21 protein-coding genes are annotated in these 16,191 nt (G+C 73.2%); 1 reads left to right on the top strand and 20 read right to left on the bottom strand.

Annotated elements, in window-relative coordinates; translation table 11 throughout:
* Positions 1–136: 136 nt before the first annotated feature.
* The 20 genes from ACIP82_RS24105 to ACIP82_RS24010 all read right to left on the bottom strand — a co-directional run bounded on the left by ACIP82_RS24105 (position 137) and on the right by ACIP82_RS24010 (position 14,705).
* Positions 137–616: a hypothetical protein gene (locus ACIP82_RS24105; RefSeq protein WP_400656027.1), complete on the bottom strand. Its 480-nt coding sequence runs from the start codon at positions 614–616 to the stop codon at positions 137–139.
* A gap of 64 nt (positions 617–680) precedes the next feature.
* On the bottom strand, positions 681–1,358 hold the full coding sequence (locus tag ACIP82_RS24100; protein WP_400656025.1) for a hypothetical protein: 678 nt from the start codon (positions 1,356–1,358) through the stop codon (positions 681–683).
* A gap of 260 nt (positions 1,359–1,618) precedes the next feature.
* Entirely contained in the window at positions 1,619–2,101 is a 483-nt protein-coding gene (locus ACIP82_RS24095) for a DUF6197 family protein (protein ID WP_400656024.1), read from the bottom strand.
* Between the two features lie 130 nt (positions 2,102–2,231).
* Positions 2,232–3,050 carry a PP2C family protein-serine/threonine phosphatase gene (locus ACIP82_RS24090; RefSeq protein WP_400656023.1) on the bottom strand — a complete coding sequence of 273 codons (819 nt, stop codon included), beginning with the start codon at positions 3,048–3,050 and terminating at the stop codon, positions 2,232–2,234.
* A gap of 101 nt (positions 3,051–3,151) precedes the next feature.
* Complete coding sequence (locus tag ACIP82_RS24085; RefSeq protein WP_400656022.1) at positions 3,152–3,526, bottom strand: hypothetical protein; 375 nt, start codon at positions 3,524–3,526, stop codon at positions 3,152–3,154.
* Between the two features lie 169 nt (positions 3,527–3,695).
* Positions 3,696–5,651 (bottom strand): hypothetical protein, encoded by a 1,956-nt coding sequence (locus ACIP82_RS24080; RefSeq protein ID WP_400656020.1) that lies wholly within the window; start codon positions 5,649–5,651, stop codon positions 3,696–3,698.
* A gap of 327 nt (positions 5,652–5,978) precedes the next feature.
* Positions 5,979–6,503, bottom strand: a complete 525-nt coding sequence (locus ACIP82_RS24075; protein WP_400656018.1) for a hypothetical protein — start codon at positions 6,501–6,503, stop codon at positions 5,979–5,981.
* 124 nt (positions 6,504–6,627) lie between these two features.
* Positions 6,628–6,864, bottom strand: a complete 237-nt coding sequence (locus ACIP82_RS24070) for a hypothetical protein (protein ID WP_230053192.1) — start codon at positions 6,862–6,864, stop codon at positions 6,628–6,630.
* 80 nt (positions 6,865–6,944) lie between these two features.
* Complete coding sequence (locus ACIP82_RS24065) at positions 6,945–7,367, bottom strand: hypothetical protein (RefSeq protein ID WP_400656016.1); 423 nt, start codon at positions 7,365–7,367, stop codon at positions 6,945–6,947.
* 160 nt (positions 7,368–7,527) lie between these two features.
* Positions 7,528–8,004: a DUF6197 family protein gene (locus ACIP82_RS24060; protein ID WP_400656015.1), complete on the bottom strand. Its 477-nt coding sequence runs from the start codon at positions 8,002–8,004 to the stop codon at positions 7,528–7,530.
* Between the two features lie 126 nt (positions 8,005–8,130).
* Positions 8,131–8,415 (bottom strand): hypothetical protein, encoded by a 285-nt coding sequence (locus tag ACIP82_RS24055; RefSeq protein ID WP_400656014.1) that lies wholly within the window; start codon positions 8,413–8,415, stop codon positions 8,131–8,133.
* 128 nt (positions 8,416–8,543) lie between these two features.
* On the bottom strand, positions 8,544–8,897 hold the full coding sequence (locus ACIP82_RS24050) for a hypothetical protein (RefSeq protein ID WP_400656013.1): 354 nt from the start codon (positions 8,895–8,897) through the stop codon (positions 8,544–8,546).
* Positions 8,898–9,100: 203 nt separating this feature from the next.
* Positions 9,101–9,667, bottom strand: a complete 567-nt coding sequence (locus tag ACIP82_RS24045; RefSeq protein ID WP_400656010.1) for a hypothetical protein — start codon at positions 9,665–9,667, stop codon at positions 9,101–9,103.
* 215 nt (positions 9,668–9,882) lie between these two features.
* Positions 9,883–11,115, bottom strand: coding sequence for an ArdC-like ssDNA-binding domain-containing protein (locus ACIP82_RS24040; protein ID WP_400656008.1), 1,233 nt, complete (start codon positions 11,113–11,115; stop codon positions 9,883–9,885).
* 162 nt (positions 11,116–11,277) lie between these two features.
* Positions 11,278–12,066, bottom strand: coding sequence for a hypothetical protein (locus ACIP82_RS24035; protein ID WP_400656006.1), 789 nt, complete (start codon positions 12,064–12,066; stop codon positions 11,278–11,280).
* Between the two features lie 315 nt (positions 12,067–12,381).
* A complete protein-coding gene (locus ACIP82_RS24030) occupies positions 12,382–12,795 on the bottom strand; it encodes a hypothetical protein (RefSeq protein ID WP_400656004.1) in 414 nt (137 codons plus the stop codon).
* Between the two features lie 101 nt (positions 12,796–12,896).
* Entirely contained in the window at positions 12,897–13,265 is a 369-nt protein-coding gene (locus tag ACIP82_RS24025; protein ID WP_400656001.1) for a DUF3846 domain-containing protein, read from the bottom strand.
* A 112-nt stretch (positions 13,266–13,377) separates the two neighbouring features.
* Positions 13,378–13,812, bottom strand: a complete 435-nt coding sequence (locus ACIP82_RS24020; RefSeq protein ID WP_400655999.1) for a hypothetical protein — start codon at positions 13,810–13,812, stop codon at positions 13,378–13,380.
* A gap of 169 nt (positions 13,813–13,981) precedes the next feature.
* Positions 13,982–14,329 (bottom strand): hypothetical protein, encoded by a 348-nt coding sequence (locus ACIP82_RS24015; RefSeq protein WP_400655997.1) that lies wholly within the window; start codon positions 14,327–14,329, stop codon positions 13,982–13,984.
* A gap of 88 nt (positions 14,330–14,417) precedes the next feature.
* On the bottom strand, positions 14,418–14,705 hold the full coding sequence (locus ACIP82_RS24010; RefSeq protein ID WP_400655995.1) for a hypothetical protein: 288 nt from the start codon (positions 14,703–14,705) through the stop codon (positions 14,418–14,420).
* Between the two features lie 1,264 nt (positions 14,706–15,969).
* Between ACIP82_RS24010 and ACIP82_RS24005 the strand changes: the two genes are divergently transcribed.
* The coding region (locus tag ACIP82_RS24005) for a hypothetical protein (RefSeq protein WP_400655993.1) at positions 15,970–16,191 on the top strand (222 nt) is incomplete at its 3' end.

Genomic DNA, 16,191 nt, shown 5'->3' with positions numbered 1-16,191 from the left:
CCGCATCCGCCTGCCGCGGTGCTCCGGCTCGGCGGCTGCGCAGAACGGCGCCCTTGGCGGACTCGGTCCTCGGCCCGTTGAATCCCCCGCACTCCCGGGGCCGCACCGGCAGGCGCGGCCCCGGGGAGTGCCGTGGTCAGCCGGCCGAGTCGGGCCCGTACAGGGAGCGCTGCAGCGCGTCCTCGGCCGCGCGGAAGGCCGGGTCGTCCAGGTCGTGCCCGCACCCATGGCAGCGTCGGCCGGAGTAGCGGCAACGGCACGACGCGATCTCGGCGACCGGGAACAGGTCCTGTCGGAGCCAGAACCCGTAGGTGTCGTCGTAGGCCCGGCCGGAGATCGTCTCCACGACGGTGCCGCGCCACGCCTGTCCGGCGAAGTACTCCCGCGGGTTGCTGCCGAGGGTGACGTACAGGTTGTGCCACCAACCCTCGTCGGTGGGGCACCACTTGGGTGCTTCGGCGCGCCACTTCGCGCCCCGGGAGGACAGGCGCTTGCCGCGTGCCCGGGTGACCAGGGCTTCGCCCCGGACGGTCGGGCGGATCTCGAACCCGCCGCCGGCCTTCGGCATGGCGTAGTAGGTGTGGTCCTCGGTGGTGGTGGCGCCGGGAAGCGGCATGGCGGATCTCCTTCTCGTGATGGGGGAGGGGCCGCCCCGCCCGGTGCGGGGCGGCCCGGGGGCGTCAGGCCGCGAAGCAGCGGCGCTCGCAGCTGTCCCGGTGCACCCGGGTGTTGTTGAAGGGGTAGTAGTCCGTGGCGGCGGCGTCGGCGAGCTCCTCGGCGGCGAAGCACACCGACACCCGCCCCCGGCGGGAGATGGCGTTGGCGAACAGCACCCGGAAGTGCGTCGGACCGGTGGCGGCCTCGCGGGCGACGGTCACCGCCCCGGTCGCCTCCTCGGTGCTCAGCCCGAACGCCACCGCCCGGCTCCGCAGCTCGGCCAGGCGGCGCAGCAGCTCCTCCCGCCCCGCCGGGCGGCCGTCCTCCAGGGAGGCCAGGGAGCGGGCCCAGTCGGCCAGGTGCAGCAGTTCGCCGGTGGTCGCGACCGGGCGGTGCCGCGCCGCGCGTCCGGCCGCCTCGGCCAGCGCGGCCAGGTCCCCCCGGGGGCCGAGCATCCGGTCGACGGCCCCGTTCAGGATGCTCAGCCCGTATGGCGTCTCAAGGTGCTCGGCGACCCCGGGGCGGGCGAGCGCGCGCCGGGCCACGGCGTCGGCGGCGCGCACCCGCGCCTGGACCTCGCGCACGCTGCTCCGGTAGCCGGGGTTGGCCAGGATCTTGGGAGCCAGGTTGTTGACCGCGTAGGCGGCCTTGTAGATGGTCCAGACGTCGCGGTCGGTCTCCGCCTCGGTGCGTGCGTTCACGGTCGCTCCTTGCTCGGGGTGTTCGGGTCGAGCCGTCCGGGGTGCCACCCCCTTCCGACATGAACAACTATAGCGTAGATAGCCACTATTTGGGAAGTGGGTTGTGTTCCCACCGCGCCCTGCCGGGCCGGCACGCGGCCCCCGACTGCCGGCGCCCGTGCGGACCAGTGCGGCTCGGTTCCGCGGCGAGTGCTCCGCTGGCCCCGGCGGTGCTCGGCCGCCGGGAGCCGCACCGGCGGCCTACGCGCCGCACCGGCGGCCTACGCGCCGCACCGGTCCGCCGCTGCCCGGAACGCTTGGGCGGCCTCGGCGGCCGTCCGTCCCGGGCAGCGGCCCCACACGTGCACCACCCGGTAGCGCAGCCGACGCTGCTCCTCCTCGTCGGCGCCCTGCGGGAACTCCACCGGGCCGCCGTTCACGTGGTCCGACAGCAGTACCAGGGCCAGCGCGCGGGCCGCCCGGACCGCGGGCGGGTCGTACTCCCGGCGGCTGCTGCGCCGGCCGTCCCCGCCCGCGACGTCGAGCACGCCCAGCATCGACGCCGGCAGCGTCACCGTGCGCCCGCCGGTGGCGAACAGGCCGTCGCCCTGGAAGAGCCCCACCTTCTCGACGTGCGCGGCGGCCCACAGCAGCAGCCACTGCGCGGTCGCCGGAAGGATCGTGCTGTCCTGGCTGTACCGGAAGGGCCGGCCCGGCACCGGGTGGCCGGGCAAGAGGCGCGGTGGGGTGGTGCGGCGGGGCATGGGCGTACCTTTCTCCGGGCTGAGCGGCAGGGATGCGGGCGGGCCCGCGGGAGTCGCGCCGCGCCCGGCGGGTGCCGGGCGCAGCGCGGGTGGAGCGTCGGACCTCCGGCGTGCGGGGCCGGACGGCGGGTCAGGTGAGATCGGCGACCAGGGCGGTCGCGTTGTCCGCGGCTTCGCCGGTGCGAAGCGCGGCCGTCACGGCGGTGGACACGAGGGAGCGCGCGGCCTGCCGTACGGGGCCGGCCAGGAACTCGGCGACGTTGCCGCCCCGGTCCTCGTGCGGCTCGTAGGCGCCGTCCGAGACGAGCAGCAGGCGGTACTCCCCGGTCGGATGCGTCACCGACTCGATCGCCGGATGCCTGTAGTGGTAGCGGACCTCCTCGTCGGTCTGGCCGGAGCCGAGACAGGAGGTCACGCGGTTGCGGTTGCCGCCCGGCATCCCCGCGCGGGGCGGGTAGACCCGGCGGAGGTTGTGGTCGGCCGTGAGCAGGTGCGCGCCCGTCCCGGTGACGACGTAGGCCCGGGAGTCCCCGCACCACGCGACCTCGAGCGGCCGGCCGGGGGCGCTCACCGCCACGACCGCGCACGCCTTCGGGAGGTAACGGGAGAGGTGCGGGTCCTGCCGCTCCCACTCCCCGGCGTACCGGTCGTACAGGGCGGTGAGGGCGCCGACCGCGCTCGCGCGGCGGGCGGCGGAGCGGGCAAGGCTCCGGGCCGCCGCGACGGTCCACGCCCGGACCTCGGGGGTGCTGCCGATCCCGTCCAGGAGGACGTACGCCCGGGTGCCGTCCGGGGCGGTGCGGACGGCGGTCGCGTCGCACTGCGCCTTCCGGGTGCCCAGCTGCTGGGCGGCGGCGTATCGGGGGCGGCCCCCGGCGGCCTGGGCCGACTTGGCCGTGGCGGCGGGCGGCGGGGTGCTGGGCTCGGGGGTGCTGCCGTGTCCGGCCACTGCTGCTCCTTGCTCGGGGTGTTCGGGTCGATCCGGCCGGGGTGCCAGCCCGTCGGACATGTACAATAATAGCGCATCTAGGCACTATCTATGGGTGAGTCTCAGAACTCCCAGCAGGGGAATGAATCGCGGTCGTCGTCCCAGGGGTAGACGCGCCCCCGGTCGAGGCTCTCGCCGATCACGTCCAGGTGCCCGTCCAGCTCGTGGTCGGGGCCCACCCATCCTTCGAACTCCCGCAGTCGTGCGGTGATCTCGTAGCTGGTCGCGTCGGCGCTGACGACCAGGGCGGCGATGTGGCTCGGCCGCCCCTGCTCGTCGACGGTGGCGTCGGCGGCGGGCCTCAGCTGCCATTCGCCGGCTGCCGGGGCGATGGTGAACGGCTCTCGGCGGCCGGGGTGGAACAGGTCCCAGAGTGCGGCGGTCGGCGCCGGCGGCGTGATGGTGATCGTGCCCTCGGCCTCGTAGGTGTACGACATCGGCGTGTCCTCGCTCTGGCGGGAAGTTGTGTGCGGATCGGTGGGGCGGCCCCACCTCCTTGCGACATGAACAATAGTAGCAGATCTAGCCACTATTGGCGAGTGCGTGCTCCCCCCGTCATGTCCTCGGGAGTGCGGGGCCGCCGCGGTGAGCGGCGGCCCCGGCGGATCAGCGGGTGGCGAGCGGGCGCTCGATGGTGACCAGCTCGGCCGCCGCGACGTCCGCGAACCGCCCGACGGCGAACGGTCGGCGGAAGGAGAGGCGCCGGTCCTCCTCCTCGACGCCCAGGACTTCCGCCCACCACCGGGGCCGGTCCCCACGGACGGCATCCCCCTCGGCGGTGCCCGCGGCGAGGACGGTCGCCCGGATGCCCTCGACGTGGATCACGTCCGCGGGGGCGACGTCGGCAAGCGTGCCGTTGAAGGTCACGTGCTCCCCCTCGGCCTGGGCGACGGCCGCGGCGTAGAGCGGGTCCGCGTCGGCGAGGTAGCGCCGGGCCTCGCCGAGCTCGTCCAGCGCGGCCAGGCGCTCCGGGTCGGCCGCGTCCGGGGCGGAGGAGACCCGATCGGCGGCGGCCTCCGCGGCGGCCCGGACCTCCCCGATCCGGGACGTGTCGATCATCTCGGACCTGTCGGCCTGCCACGCGGTGCCGTCCTCGGCGAACACCCACTCCGTGCCGTTGACCGTCTTGCGGTGGGTCGCGGTGCGCACCCGGCCGTCGGAGCACCGCAGACGGGCGCCGACGACGTCGTCCTGGGCGGTGCGGTCCCGGACGGCGGCGGCGGTCAGGCCGTAGCTGGCGGCGTGGGCGACGGCGTGCTCCAGGGAGTTGAACGTCGGCCAGAGCTCGGAGTCCGCGCCGACGGCGACGACGTACCGGCCCGGCACCTCCTCCTCGTCCTCCCCCTGGGCCGGCTGCTCCTCGTCCTCCTCCTCGTTGCACTGCGAGCAGGTGCCCGCCGGGTGCTCCGGGTGCTCCGTGCAGATCCGGCCCCACGTGTTGTACGGGTCCTGCGGGTCGGTGTCGTCCATCTCGGCGTTCTCCTCGGCGGCCCGGTTGGCGACGTCGACCGCGCACCCGGTGACGTACCAGGCGGTTTCCGCGTCGGCCGCGGCGAAGACACCCCACTCCGGCCCGTGGGAGGCGGTGGCGCACTCGGCGACCGGGTCGCCGGTGACACCGGCGGCGACCGTGCGGCCGTGGACGCAGCAGGCCGGTTCCCGCCCCGTGCCGGTGGGGCTCGACTGCCGGGAGGAGATCGCGGTCTCGGCGTCGGCCCGGGTCGGGTGGTGGGTGCCGTCGGCGTGGGTGAGCAGCCGGCCCTCGGCGGTGACCGCCCCGAAGCTGGCGCCCTCTCCGTGTCCGATGCGGAAGGTCCAGCCGACGGGGTGCTCCTCGCCGTCGGCGAGGACCGGCCGCATGTGCGGGTTGCCGCCGAAGCCGCGGGCCGTCTCCTGCGCTGCGGTGAAGCGGGCGAAGGCGTCGCGCAGCGCCGCGGCCTCCGGCGTGTCGGCCGGCTCGGCCGGGACGGCCACGGCCCGGTCGCGGTTGGCCTCGGCGATGTACCGGAACGGCTCGACGGTGCGCCACCCGAACGCGGCCAGGATGCCGTCGGCGTCCGGGTACGGCTGGTACGGCAGGGGGACGTACAGCGAGAGGTCGTCGGAGCCGACGGGGCGGACGGTGAGGCGCTGCTCGCGGTAGCCGGGAAAGAGGACGGCGCTGTAGAACTCGACGACGGCGCGCCCCCTCGTGGTGGGCGCGGCGGCCCCCTGCTCGGCGGGCGCGGCAGCGGACTCGGCCTCCGGGACGGCCGGTTCGGCGGCCTCGAACCCCAGCTCGGCGGCAAGCGCGCAGGCCGCGCGGTGGCTGGCCACGTACGCGCCGCCCTCGAACTCCTCGATCGGGACGGTGACGTTGCCGTGCAGCTCGCCGCGGGCGGTGGTGGCCGACACGGGCCACGCCTTCACCAGGAAGCCGACGACGCGCTCCGACTCGATGACCAGCACGTCTCCGTCGCGGATCTCCTCGTCGCACTGGGTGGCGTCGTACGCCTCGACGGTGCTGTCGAACCGGTGCACGGCCGGGACGCCGGAGGTGGGGAAGGTGCTCTGCTCGACCACTGCTGCTCCTTGCTCGGGATGTTCGGGTTGAGCCGTCCGGGGTGCCACCCCCTTCCGACATGAACAATAGTAGCATAGTGGGCCACTATTGGCAAGCGGGGTGAGCCGCGCCGACATGTACCGGGGTGGGCGGCCGGATCGGTCTCCATGGGAGTCCTCGCGTAACGCCTGGCCGGCCAGGTGGTGCCCGCGCCCGTGGCGGCGGTGGCCGGCGTGCTGGCAACGGCACGGCCGCCCTCCATCTCGCTCGGGATGGGCAGGGGGCCGCCCGGTACGGTGCGCTGCGGGCCGGGGCGGCGGTGCCGGCCGCCGCCCCGGCGGGATGGCTCAGTCGCGCGGGACGTAGAGGCCGCGCTCCTCGCGCCGCATCTCCCAGTCACGGCGGCCGGGCTCCCGGCCGGGGCGGAAGTCCTCGCAGGCGAAGATGCTCCCGTCGGGGCCGTGCTCCTGCTTGGCGTCGCCGCACTCCAGGCACCGGGTGATGGCCTGGCGGAACTCGAAGCACATCGCGCGGTGCTCGTCCAGGCCCTCGGACAGCGCGTGGTGCGGGGTCGGGTGGCCGTCCCGGTTGGCGGGGTTGGTCCAGTCGCCGGGGCTGCGGCGCCCCTCCGCGGTGGCGACGTCGAACCGGCCGGCGTACGACCACGGGCCGGCCGGGGTGAACTCGGCCGGGGCGTCGGGCCCGTTGAGCATGTTCTCCGGCCAGACGGTCACCAGGCAGGCGCAGCCGGGCACGGTGTAGTGCCAGCCGGCCAGGTACCCGCCGTCCCCCCACACGGTGGCGGCGAACTCCCCGAACGCGAGCGGGGCGAGAGCGGCGGCGGCTTCCGGGTGAACGGCGATCGTGCGCATCGTGTGCCTTCCTGTCGTGCAGTCCTGGGGGTTCGGGCTGAGCCGTCCGGGGTGCCACCCCATTCCGACATGAACAATAGTAGCACATCTAGCCACTATTTCGAGCGACGGTGATCCGTCCCCGCTACTGCGGGTCGACGAAGCCGGCCGCGGCGACCGCCCACCGCATCCGATCGCCGTGGTGGTCCGGCTCGGCGGCGGCGCAGAACAGCGCGCGCTTGGTGCACTCGATCCGCAGCCCATTGAAGCCCAGCCGGCCCACCGCGTCGGCCCGCAGCTCGGCGACCTCGTACGGCGTCACCAGCGCGCCGGTCTCGTGCATCGACATGTACAGGGCCTGGGCGGCGGGGCTGATCTCCACGGACGTCCTCTCGATCGGGGGTGGGGGAGTGCGGGGCCGGGCTGCGCCCGCTCGGCGGCGGGCGCAGCCCGGGGGCGGCGTCAGACCTCCGGGGTGGGGCCGTACGGCCCGTACCAGCGGCCGGAGGGGCTCCGCCGGGTCACGGTCACCTGCATCTGGACGTCGTCGGGGTCGTCGGTCAGCGCCACCTGCACCCGGGCGCCGGCGCGGAAGGTCATGATCACCACCCCGGGGCTCACCTCCTCGCCGCCGTGAACCATGACCTCGACCTCGCTTCCGGGCTTCAGGCCGAGGAAGTCCGGCGCGCTGAGGTTGGCGACCGAGCGCCACCACGTGGCCTGCTCGCGCGTCCCGCCGGACGGCTTCGGCGGCATCGGCTCGAACTGGCTGCCCGGCCGGAAGTCGATTCCGGTCTCGACGAGATCGGCGGTCGGGCTGTAGAGGTGGCCGTCGGCGTAGGCGGCCGGGACGCTGGAGGTGGGGAGGGTGTTCTGCTCGACCATTGCTGCTCCTTGCTCGGGATGTTCGGGTTGGGCCGGGCGGGGTGCCAACCCCTTCCGACATGAACAATTATAGCATATATAGTCACTCATCGGGGGTGTTGTTCGGCCCGGAATCCGCCGGCCCGGCGCGGCCCGGCGCAGTGCGGGCCGTGCCGGGGGCCTACGCGCCGAACGGGTCCGCGGCGGCCCGGAACATCTCGGCGGCCTCGGCGGCCGTGCGACCCGGAGCGCAGCCCCACACGTGCACCAGCCGACGGCGCAGGTAGCGCTGCTCCTCCTCGTCGGCACCTGCCGGGAACTCCACCGGGCTCCCGTTCAGGTGGTCCGACAGCAGCACCAGGGCCAGCGCGTTGGCCGCCCGGACGGCCGACCAGTCGTAGACCCGCCGGCTGCTCCCGCGCCCGTCTTCGCCCGCGACGTCGAACGCGCCCAGCATCGACGCCTGCAGCGTCACCGTGCGCCCCGTGCCGGGGAACCGGTTGTCGCCCTGGAAGAGTCCGACCTTCTCGACGTGCCCGGCGGCCCACAACAGCAGCCACTGCGCGGTCACCGGGAGAACGTCGCTCTCCTGGTCGTACTGGAAGTGCTCGCGGGGCTTGGGGTGACCGGGAAGCCGGCGCGTGATGCGGACGGACACGGGCGTACCTCGTTTCGTGCTGCAGGGGCGGAAGGGGAGGGCGGGGCCGCGCCGGTTGGTGGGCGGGCGGTGTGCGGGGGTCCGGCCCGGCGGCGGGCGCTCCCCGCCCGCCGCCGGGCCGGCCGGTCAGTCCTCGGCGGTGGCACCGTCCGTGGACCGGCCGACGCGGAGCGCGCCGTGCGCTATCCGGGTCGTGCCGTGGATGTCCAGCTCGTGCTTGCCCCAGTGGCCCGGCTCGGTGTGCCAGACGGTGACGACGTCGGAGCGCAGCGCCATGCGCTCGAAGGTGTAGACCTCGGGGCGCCACTCGATCACGCTCGCGCCGTTGACGGCCGGGATGCGGAACCGGTCGCCCGCCTGGAGTGCGAAGTACGGGACGCGGTCGCCGGCGGGCTGCTGCTGCTCGTTCATCTCGGGTTCCTCTCGGTGGTTCGGGCTGAGACGGCCGGGGTGCCACCCCCTTCCGACATGAACAACTATAGCGCATATAGCCATCATTCGAAAGAGGGTGGCGCTGCCTCTTCGGGCCCGGTTGCCGGTCAGCCCTGGTGCGCGATGCCGTTCGGCGGGGTCCACCTCGGGTGGGTCATCGCGCGCACGGCCTTGCGGCACTTGCGGCACAGCCGGATGGACGGCAGGGTGCGGGCGGCGCGGCGCAGCCGGCGGGCGGCCGGGTCGCCCTTGGGGTGGCGCGGCCCGTAGGTGCGCAGGATGCCCCACTCGCCGCGTCCGGTGCGGGCGGCGAACCCGCCGTCGAACACGGTGGGGCCCGTGGGCGAGTCGGTGACGAAGCGTCCGCACAGCGCGGCGGAGCGCGTCCACGGGCCGGGGTTGTGGTGGCCCGGCGGCATCGCGTGCTCGCCGTTGCAGTGCAGGAGGGGAGCGGTCGGCATGGATTGCCCTTCATGGTGCGGGGGTTCGGGTTGAGCGCCCCGGGGGCCATCCCGGAGCGACATGAGCAATAATAGCAGGCATAATCACTATCTGGGGTCGTGTGCCGCCCGGCTCACCGGAAGTCGGCACCACCCGCGCGGCGCCGACGGGCCGCCGGAGCGCCCGCCGCTCCCCGGAGCGACCAGCGGCCTGCGCGGCCGGCCTACCGCGCACGGGGCGGCACGGTCTCCGCGTTCCGCTCCTTCAGCCACCGGAGGACCTGCGCCGGAGCGTCCGCCGGATCGGCGGTGTCCCACACCCCGTACTCCTCGGTCCCCGTGTCGTCGTCCAGCTGCCAGACCAGCGCGTCGCCGTCCAGCCCCACCACCAACCGGCGCGGCCCGTCCGGTGTCGTCAGCTGCACCGACGTCGCGTAGAGGTTGTAGCCGGTGCTGGTCACCTCGGCCGGGACGCCAGCGGCCTGCAGCGCCGCGGTGACGGCCCGGGTGTCCGCGGTGTAGCCATGGAAGTCCGGGTGGATGGCCCACCGCTGCGCCGGGCCGTCCACGGTGGCGCGGGCGATGTGCCCCGTTCGGGAGCACTCAACGATCAGTCGCACGGCGGGAACGGCCGGGCCGTCCGGGCCGAGCGGAAACAGCTCGGCGGCGTACACGTCGCGGATGCGGGCGGCGGTGACGTACCGGCCGGGGAACATGCTCGTCGGGTCGCCGTAGGGGTCGCTGGGGCCGGTGTAGGTGGTGGCCGGGGTGGGGTCCTGCTGCTGCGCCATGGTGGCGGTCTCCTCGGTGGGTGGTCGGCGGGCCCGGCCGGGCCCGCCGGTGATCGGGCGGAGTGAGGGCGGGGCCCGGGGCGGTGGGTGGCACCGCCCCGGGCGGGGCGTCAGGCTGCCAGCACGGGCCGGGTGTTGGCGGCCCCGTACGGCCGGTCCCGGACGACGACCACGGGTAGGGGCAGGCCGTGGTGCTCGGCGAGCAGCGCAACGGCCTAGTCCTCGTGGACGTCACCGACCGGGACGGGGGTGCCCGCGTGGTCGGTGACGATGTAGGCGGCGCTGGCGTAGGTCGAGTGGAAGCGGACCGTTCCGCCGATGCCCTGGTGCCCGTCGAAGCTGACGGCCCGGGTGAACTCCTCGACCGGGCCGACGGGGCGCAGCCGGGCGACGGTCCGCGCGGCCAGAGCGGACGGCACGGCGGCGGCCTCGGTCTCTGGCTCGGCCTGCTCGGCGGCCTGCTCGGGCTCGGCCTGCTGCTCCTGGTCGTCGGCGTCGTCCTCGGCGGCCGGGGGGTCGATGCTGTCCAGGATGGCGCGCACGGCCGTCGTGACGGTCTTCAGGACGGCCGTCATGGTGGCTTCGATCTCCTCCGGGGTCTTGCCCGCCCAACCCGCGATGTACGGGGCGGAGCTGACGCCGGAGTCCAGCCCGAACCACGCGCACACGATGGCGGCGACGGCTTCGGCCTCGGTCTCCATCCGGCCCCGGTGCTTGGCGTACTCGGCCATGTCCTCGACGTGCCCGCACTCGACGTGCCCGACCTCGTGGGCCAGCGTGACGGTGGCGTGCGCCTCCGGGTCGGTGTCGCTGACCAGGATTTCCCGGGTGGCCGGGTTGGTCAGGCCGTCAGCCGGGGAGGTGATGGCGTGGGCGACGGTGTACCCGCGCCGCTCGGCGTGCATCGTCAGTGCGGCCCAGAGGCCGGCCGGAACGGCCCCGGTGACCTTCGCGCTGATGCTGACCAGCGGCGCGGCGGTCGCCCCCTCGATCGGGTCGGTCTGGCTGATGTCGAACACGCCCGTGGTCCCGTACTGAACGTAGGTCTCCGGCTTGCCGTCCTCGTCCAGGACGGGCTTGCCGTCCTCGTCCCGCCTCCTGCGCGTCATCCCGACGAAGATCGTCAGGCTCTTCTCGCCCCGCCGGACCTGGCGGCCCTGGCGCTGCCACTCGTTGTAGCTGGCCACGGCGGTGGCGTGGGGGCACTGCTGGAGGATGAGCAGCCAGTTGCGGAAGCTGTAGCGGCGCAGGTCCAGCGACTTCATGGCCCGGACGGTCGCGGTCCACCCCTCGCTGGTGGCGAGCGAGACAACCGCCTCGGTGAGCTTGTCGCTCAGCTCGGCGACAGCGGCCTCCCGCTTGGCGGTGCGGCGCGCCTTCTCCGCCTCGGTCACCTTCGGGCGGCGAGTGGTGGAGGGCTTCTTCGCTCGGGTCTTCGTCGTGGTCACTTCTCCGCCTTCGTTCGGATGGTTCGGGTTGAGCCGGTCGGGGTGCCACCCCCTTCCGACATGAACAACTATAGCGCATCTAGCCACCAATTACTAGCGGGGGTGTGCCCCGGTCCGGCCTCTGGGCGGGACTCCGGACCGGGGCACAGCCCACCCGCAGGACTACCCCCAGTCATCCCCGAACAGCGAACCCGTGCCGAACGCATCGGCGGACGGACCGAACAGCACCGCCTGAACCGCCTTCACCCGCCCGAACGCCTCCGGCCGGGCGCCCGCCCACGTGACCGCCTGCCCGCCGCCCGCCGCCCGCCGCACCCGGGCCGACGGCACCGGCGCCGACTCCAACACCATGGCGAACTCCTCCGCCGGCTCCGACCCGACCGGCGCCCCCTCGTCCGTCCGGCCGGGGCCGGTCTCCACCGCCGGAGCCTCGACGGGCGTAGCGTGCCCGGCGAACAGGTCGCGGGCCTCGGCCTCCGACCCCCGCCAGGCAATCGCCCGGCTGCGCCCCGGCTCCGCCAATCCGTCGGACCACCAGTCCTGGCAATCGCAGACAACCCGGAACTGCCCGGCCCGCCCACCCGCGATGGCCTCGATCACCACACCGCGATGGCCGTTCTCCTCGACCTCGACCCGGACCAGCGCGTCCATGGCTTCCTGGGTGACGATCCGCAGCCGGTTGCAGCCCTCGGTGAACGTCGACCCGTCGACCTCGCTCACCATCTCGGCAAGCCAGTTGCCGCACCGGTAGATCCGCACCACCCGGCGGGCGTGGTTCTGCTCGTAGAAGTCCTGCACCGCCAACTGGCCCGGCTTGACGGTGCGGCCGGTGGAGTCCACCGGCAGACGCCACGCCTCCACTCCGGCCCGCAGCTGCGCCTGCACCTCGTCCACCTCCTGGTGGTCGAGCTCGGCGCTGTCCGCGATGTCGAACGTCATCTGGTCCTGCACGGTGGGCTGCTCCCTGGGGTCTCGGGTTGAGCCGGTCGGGGTGCCACCCCCTTCCGACATGAACAACTATAGCGTACTTAGCCACCATCTGCCAGTGCGGGGCCGGATCGCCCCGAACAGCGGACCCGTGCTGAGCGCGCCGCCTGGGCGCAGCCGACTTCCGGCAGAGGCCCGGCTCGCCCGCCCGCCCGCCCCACCGGTTCGGGGCCGGCTTCCAGGACCCCCCTGGAAGCCGGCCGCAGGCTCTTCGCCGGTTGCCGCCGCGGGGCCGGCCTCGGGGCCCTGGCTGCCCGGTAGCGGGGCGAGCAGGGTCTACTAGGCGCCCAGCGGGACCGCGAGCAACCAGGGGCACTCGGAGATCAGGGGGACCTGCCACCCCCTGAACGTCTGGACGTGCTCGACGGTCGGTCGGAACCAGCTGCCCCCCTGCGCCCGGATGAGCTGGTCCGCGCCCGGGAAGTGGAACCTGTAGGCCGCCCACTCCTGCGCCGAACGCACGGCTTCAACCGGGGCCGGAGCCCAGACTGCGAAGGTGGCCACGCCCCAGCCTTCGACGCGCAGCACGACCGTGTACCGGTGCATGAACAGAGGGACGACGATCCCGGGGAAGTGGACCACGCGGGGCCGTGTGGCCTGCTGGTACCACCCCCGCGCGCGGCGGCAGGTGGCGGCCATGGCGCGGTTCAACTTCGGCACGACCCGGGCGGACAGCTCGCGGGTGGAGAACATGGCGGACCCTTCGGGGCGGGACGGGCGCAGCGGCCCGGGAACGGGGTGGGCGGCCGTGGCGGGGTGGTCGGGCCGGGGTCCGGCCCGACCACCCTCGGGGCCTAGCGCAGCGTGGTGCCCGGCATGCTGGCGAGCGTGCGGCGCAGCGCGTCCAGGGTGTCCGGCGTGAGCGGGACGGTCTCGCCCTGGTCGTCGTACCCGGCCAGCAGGGCCGGGCCGTGGTACTGCTGGTAGATGAACCCGAAGCGTCGGGCCAGCGCCGTTGCGGGCCGGTTCACCGGCTCGACCCCGTAACCCTCGTCGTCGATCCACATGTCCATGGCGGGCGTGAGGCGGACGACGTCCGCGCGGTGGCACTCCAGCAGGCGGGACACGGAGAGCGCGTCCGGCTCCGGGAGGTCGATCACCGAGACGTCGCCGTCGGTGGTGATCAGCAGGGCGGGGCGGGCGGGGGCGGCGGGTGCGGACATGGCGGACTCTTCTCCTGGCGGTGGGTGGGCGGCGCGAGGCCGCAGACGGGGCGCAGCAGCCCGGGAGCGGGGTGGGGGCGGCCGGTGGCCGCCCCCACCGGGGGCGGCTGGCTCAGGCGGCCAGAGCGAGCGCCAGGGCGCGGAACTTCGGGCTCGCGGCCACCTGCTCGAAGCGGGCGGCAACCGCCTTGTCCTTCGGGCGGTGGGTCTGGAGCAGACCGAGCACCCGGGCGGCGTTGTAGTGCTTGACCTGGAAGGTGCGCATCCGGCGGTTCTTCCCGCCCTTGTTGACCCGGTTCGGGCTCTTGGTGGTGAGCCGCTTGCGGGTCTTGCCCATCTCGTCGGCGGTGCCGAGCTTCTTGGAGATCGCGGAGGTGTTGCGGCTGATGTCGGCGGCGTCGTACCCGGCTCCGGCCATCACCGTGGCGACGGGGAGGGTGCGGCCGGAGAGAACGGCGGCGTGGGCGCGGGCGTTGCGGGCGGCCTTGCGGGTGTCGGCGGCGCGGTCGCGGCGGGTCTGCTGGGCCTTGCGGGTCTGGGCGTTCATCTCGGGGGTCCTTCCGGTCGGTTCGGGTTGAGTCGGTCGGGGTGCCACCCCCTTCCGACATGAACAACTATAGCAGAGTTAACCATCAAAGGGAAGCCGGAACCGGCCTCACCAGCAAAGTCACCCCGGCTGCCCCGGGGCCGGACACCGACCCCGGGGAACAAGATCACTAGCGCGCGACTGCGGCGGATGCCTCACGCAGCGCGGCCCGCACGCACTCCAAGGCGTCCGCCATCATCCCCCACCCCGCGTACTCCACCGCCGACGCGAGCGACCGCAGCGCACCCCGGGCCCGGAACCGCGCCCGGTCGTACCCACCCTGGGACACCCGCCCGTACAGCTCACCGGCAAAGGACCGGAACTCGGCCAGCGAGAAATCGCCGGAGAGGAGATCTCCACCCATTTCCGAAAGCCGCTCGGAAGAACCCTTGCGAATGCTCTCAAGGGCTTTGCCGACAACCTTCAGAGTGCCAGGGAGAAGAAAGCTCAATTCCTCGGAAGCGCGGTCAGCGTGCATTGATCTACCCCTATTGCTGAATAACCCTGGACAAATACCGGCGGGCGACTACCGTGCCGCCCGCCGGGTGACGACTACACCGCGACCGCTACGCCGCGAGTTCGACCTTCGGCGACTGCGGCACCGTCCCGTCGAACAGCGACGGCTGAACGAAGTCCTCGCGCGGGGCGAGCCTGAGCACCGCGCCGCGCACCGTGCGGGAGGTGATCGCCGGGGGCAGGTGGGCGGCAACCTTCTTGGGGTCCTTGATGGCCCGCCACATGCCGTACAGGTTCGCGTCAAGGGCACCCTGTGCGCGGGCCAGCTCGGCGCGTGCGGCCTGCACGCGGGCCACCGAATCCAGGGTCTCGATCAACTGCTCGGAGTCGAACTCCATGGTGTTCCCTTCGACGGGTCGTTCGGGTTGAGACGGTCGGGGTGCCACCCCCTTCCGACATGAACAACTATAGCGCATCTAGCCACTCTCGCCAAGATCCGCCGATCACCCCTCTTGAGGTGGTTTCGTCTCTGGTTTCCTCTCTGGTTTCGTACCTGGTTGCGTCTATGGTTTCGTCTCTGGTTTCGACTAGAGACACCCCCTCTCGCTCCCCTCTCGGCATTCGCACAGCTCAGACCCGGTTAGTTCACCCCAGACGACTCCGACTTACCTCTGTGCGCCCCCTTCCTGGTGAGAGTGATGATGGTTGGGTTGGGGAGCGGGTGCGCACGTCGCCTTTGGTGACGCTGCGCTGTGCTTTTTCTTTTCCCCTTCGGGCCTGTGGCGGGCCGGGTGGCCTGGCGGCGGGCTGGTTGGTGGTGTGGGTGGCCTGTGGCGGGCTGGGTGGCCTGTGGCGGGTGGGGGCGGGTTGGTGGCCGGGTGGTGGTGTCGGGGGCGGTGGTGGGGTGTTGTGGGGCTGTGGTGGGGTCGGTGGCCGGCCTTTGCCGGTTGGGCCTGGTTGTCTGTCGTGCTGCGCGGGGTGGTCGGGTCGGGCTCGGGGTGGTGGTGCTGCGCCTGGTCGTCCGGTTCGGCCGTCCGTCGGGTCGGTGGTCTGGTCGGGTCGGACTCCGGCCCGGTGGGTGGGGCTGCGCCCCGGTGGGTTGGTCGGGTTCGGGCTCGGCCTGGTCGTGCTCGTGGTTCGGGTCGTCCGGCTCGGGCTTGGTTGAGCTGGTGGCGGGGCGTGCATTTTCTGCACGGGGTGGTGGTGGGTCCGCTGGGCGTGCTGGGTGGTGGGGCGTGCACTTTTTGCACGGGGTGGTGGGGCCTCTGCTCCTGTTAGCCGTTTGTGGGGTGGTGGGCAGGTGGTGGAGGTGTTGCCGGTGGCGGGGTCGTGGCGGGCCGCTGGGGGGCTTCTGCGGGCCGTTGGCGGCCGGTCCGGCCCGGAGGGTCGGCGGCGCGGTGCGGGCGTGCTGGGGGGCGGTGGTCGGCCCCCAGTCGGACGTGTCCATGTCAAGTTTAGGAGGCGGTCTAGTCCTTGCCCCCGGAGGGGGCGGTTCCACCATCGTGCGCATGTCATTTCCGGCGAGTGGTCCAGTCCACTCCGAATGGTCTATACCTCACAGGTCTATACCACTTAAAACTGACAGGCCGTCACAAAAAACTGACGATACGTCAGCCAACCCGAATCCCCCCACCCCCCACCCGGACCCGCTACACTGGACCCATGACCACCACCACCCACTACCCAAGCGCGGAGCGCGCCACCACCAACGCTCTGACCAGCCAAAACACCACCCACCACCCCCAAAAGGCCGGCCGAACCCCCACCCACCACCACCGCGCTCCGGAGGAGCGCAGCCACCGTCCCGCACTTCGCCACGGAGTGGCGAAGCAGCACCCGCCGCGTAGCGGCGGCGCGTCGCGGCTCCGGAGGAGACCGGCGCGC

This window comes from Kitasatospora sp. NPDC088548, assembly GCF_044753005.1.
Taxonomy (GTDB): Bacteria; Actinomycetota; Actinomycetes; order Streptomycetales; family Streptomycetaceae; genus Kitasatospora.
Note: the sequence above shows the minus strand (reverse complement) of the source record. Positions and strands in the feature narration are given on the sequence as shown.

Excerpts from the sequence above, each read along its gene's own strand:
- ACIP82_RS24025 (WP_400656001.1), bottom strand. The coding sequence starts at position 13,265 with ATGTCCGCACCCGCCGCCCCCGCCCGCCCCGCCCTGCTGATCACCACC.
- ACIP82_RS24020 (WP_400655999.1), bottom strand. The coding sequence starts at position 13,812 with ATGAACGCCCAGACCCGCAAGGCCCAGCAGACCCGCCGCGACCGCGCC.
- ACIP82_RS24065 (WP_400656016.1), bottom strand. The coding sequence starts at position 7,367 with ATGGTCGAGCAGAACACCCTCCCCACCTCCAGCGTCCCGGCCGCCTAC.
- ACIP82_RS24015 (WP_400655997.1), bottom strand. The coding sequence starts at position 14,329 with ATGCACGCTGACCGCGCTTCCGAGGAATTGAGCTTTCTTCTCCCTGGC.
- ACIP82_RS24105 (WP_400656027.1), bottom strand. The coding sequence starts at position 616 with ATGCCGCTTCCCGGCGCCACCACCACCGAGGACCACACCTACTACGCC.
- ACIP82_RS24075 (WP_400656018.1), bottom strand. The coding sequence starts at position 6,503 with ATGCGCACGATCGCCGTTCACCCGGAAGCCGCCGCCGCTCTCGCCCCG.
- ACIP82_RS24045 (WP_400656010.1), bottom strand. The coding sequence starts at position 9,667 with ATGGCGCAGCAGCAGGACCCCACCCCGGCCACCACCTACACCGGCCCC.
- ACIP82_RS24095 (WP_400656024.1), bottom strand. The coding sequence starts at position 2,101 with ATGCCCCGCCGCACCACCCCACCGCGCCTCTTGCCCGGCCACCCGGTG.
- ACIP82_RS24010 (WP_400655995.1), bottom strand. The coding sequence starts at position 14,705 with ATGGAGTTCGACTCCGAGCAGTTGATCGAGACCCTGGATTCGGTGGCC.
- ACIP82_RS24085 (WP_400656022.1), bottom strand. The coding sequence starts at position 3,526 with ATGTCGTACACCTACGAGGCCGAGGGCACGATCACCATCACGCCGCCG.
- ACIP82_RS24030 (WP_400656004.1), bottom strand. The coding sequence starts at position 12,795 with ATGTTCTCCACCCGCGAGCTGTCCGCCCGGGTCGTGCCGAAGTTGAAC.
- ACIP82_RS24055 (WP_400656014.1), bottom strand. The coding sequence starts at position 8,415 with ATGAACGAGCAGCAGCAGCCCGCCGGCGACCGCGTCCCGTACTTCGCA.
- ACIP82_RS24050 (WP_400656013.1), bottom strand. The coding sequence starts at position 8,897 with ATGCCGACCGCTCCCCTCCTGCACTGCAACGGCGAGCACGCGATGCCG.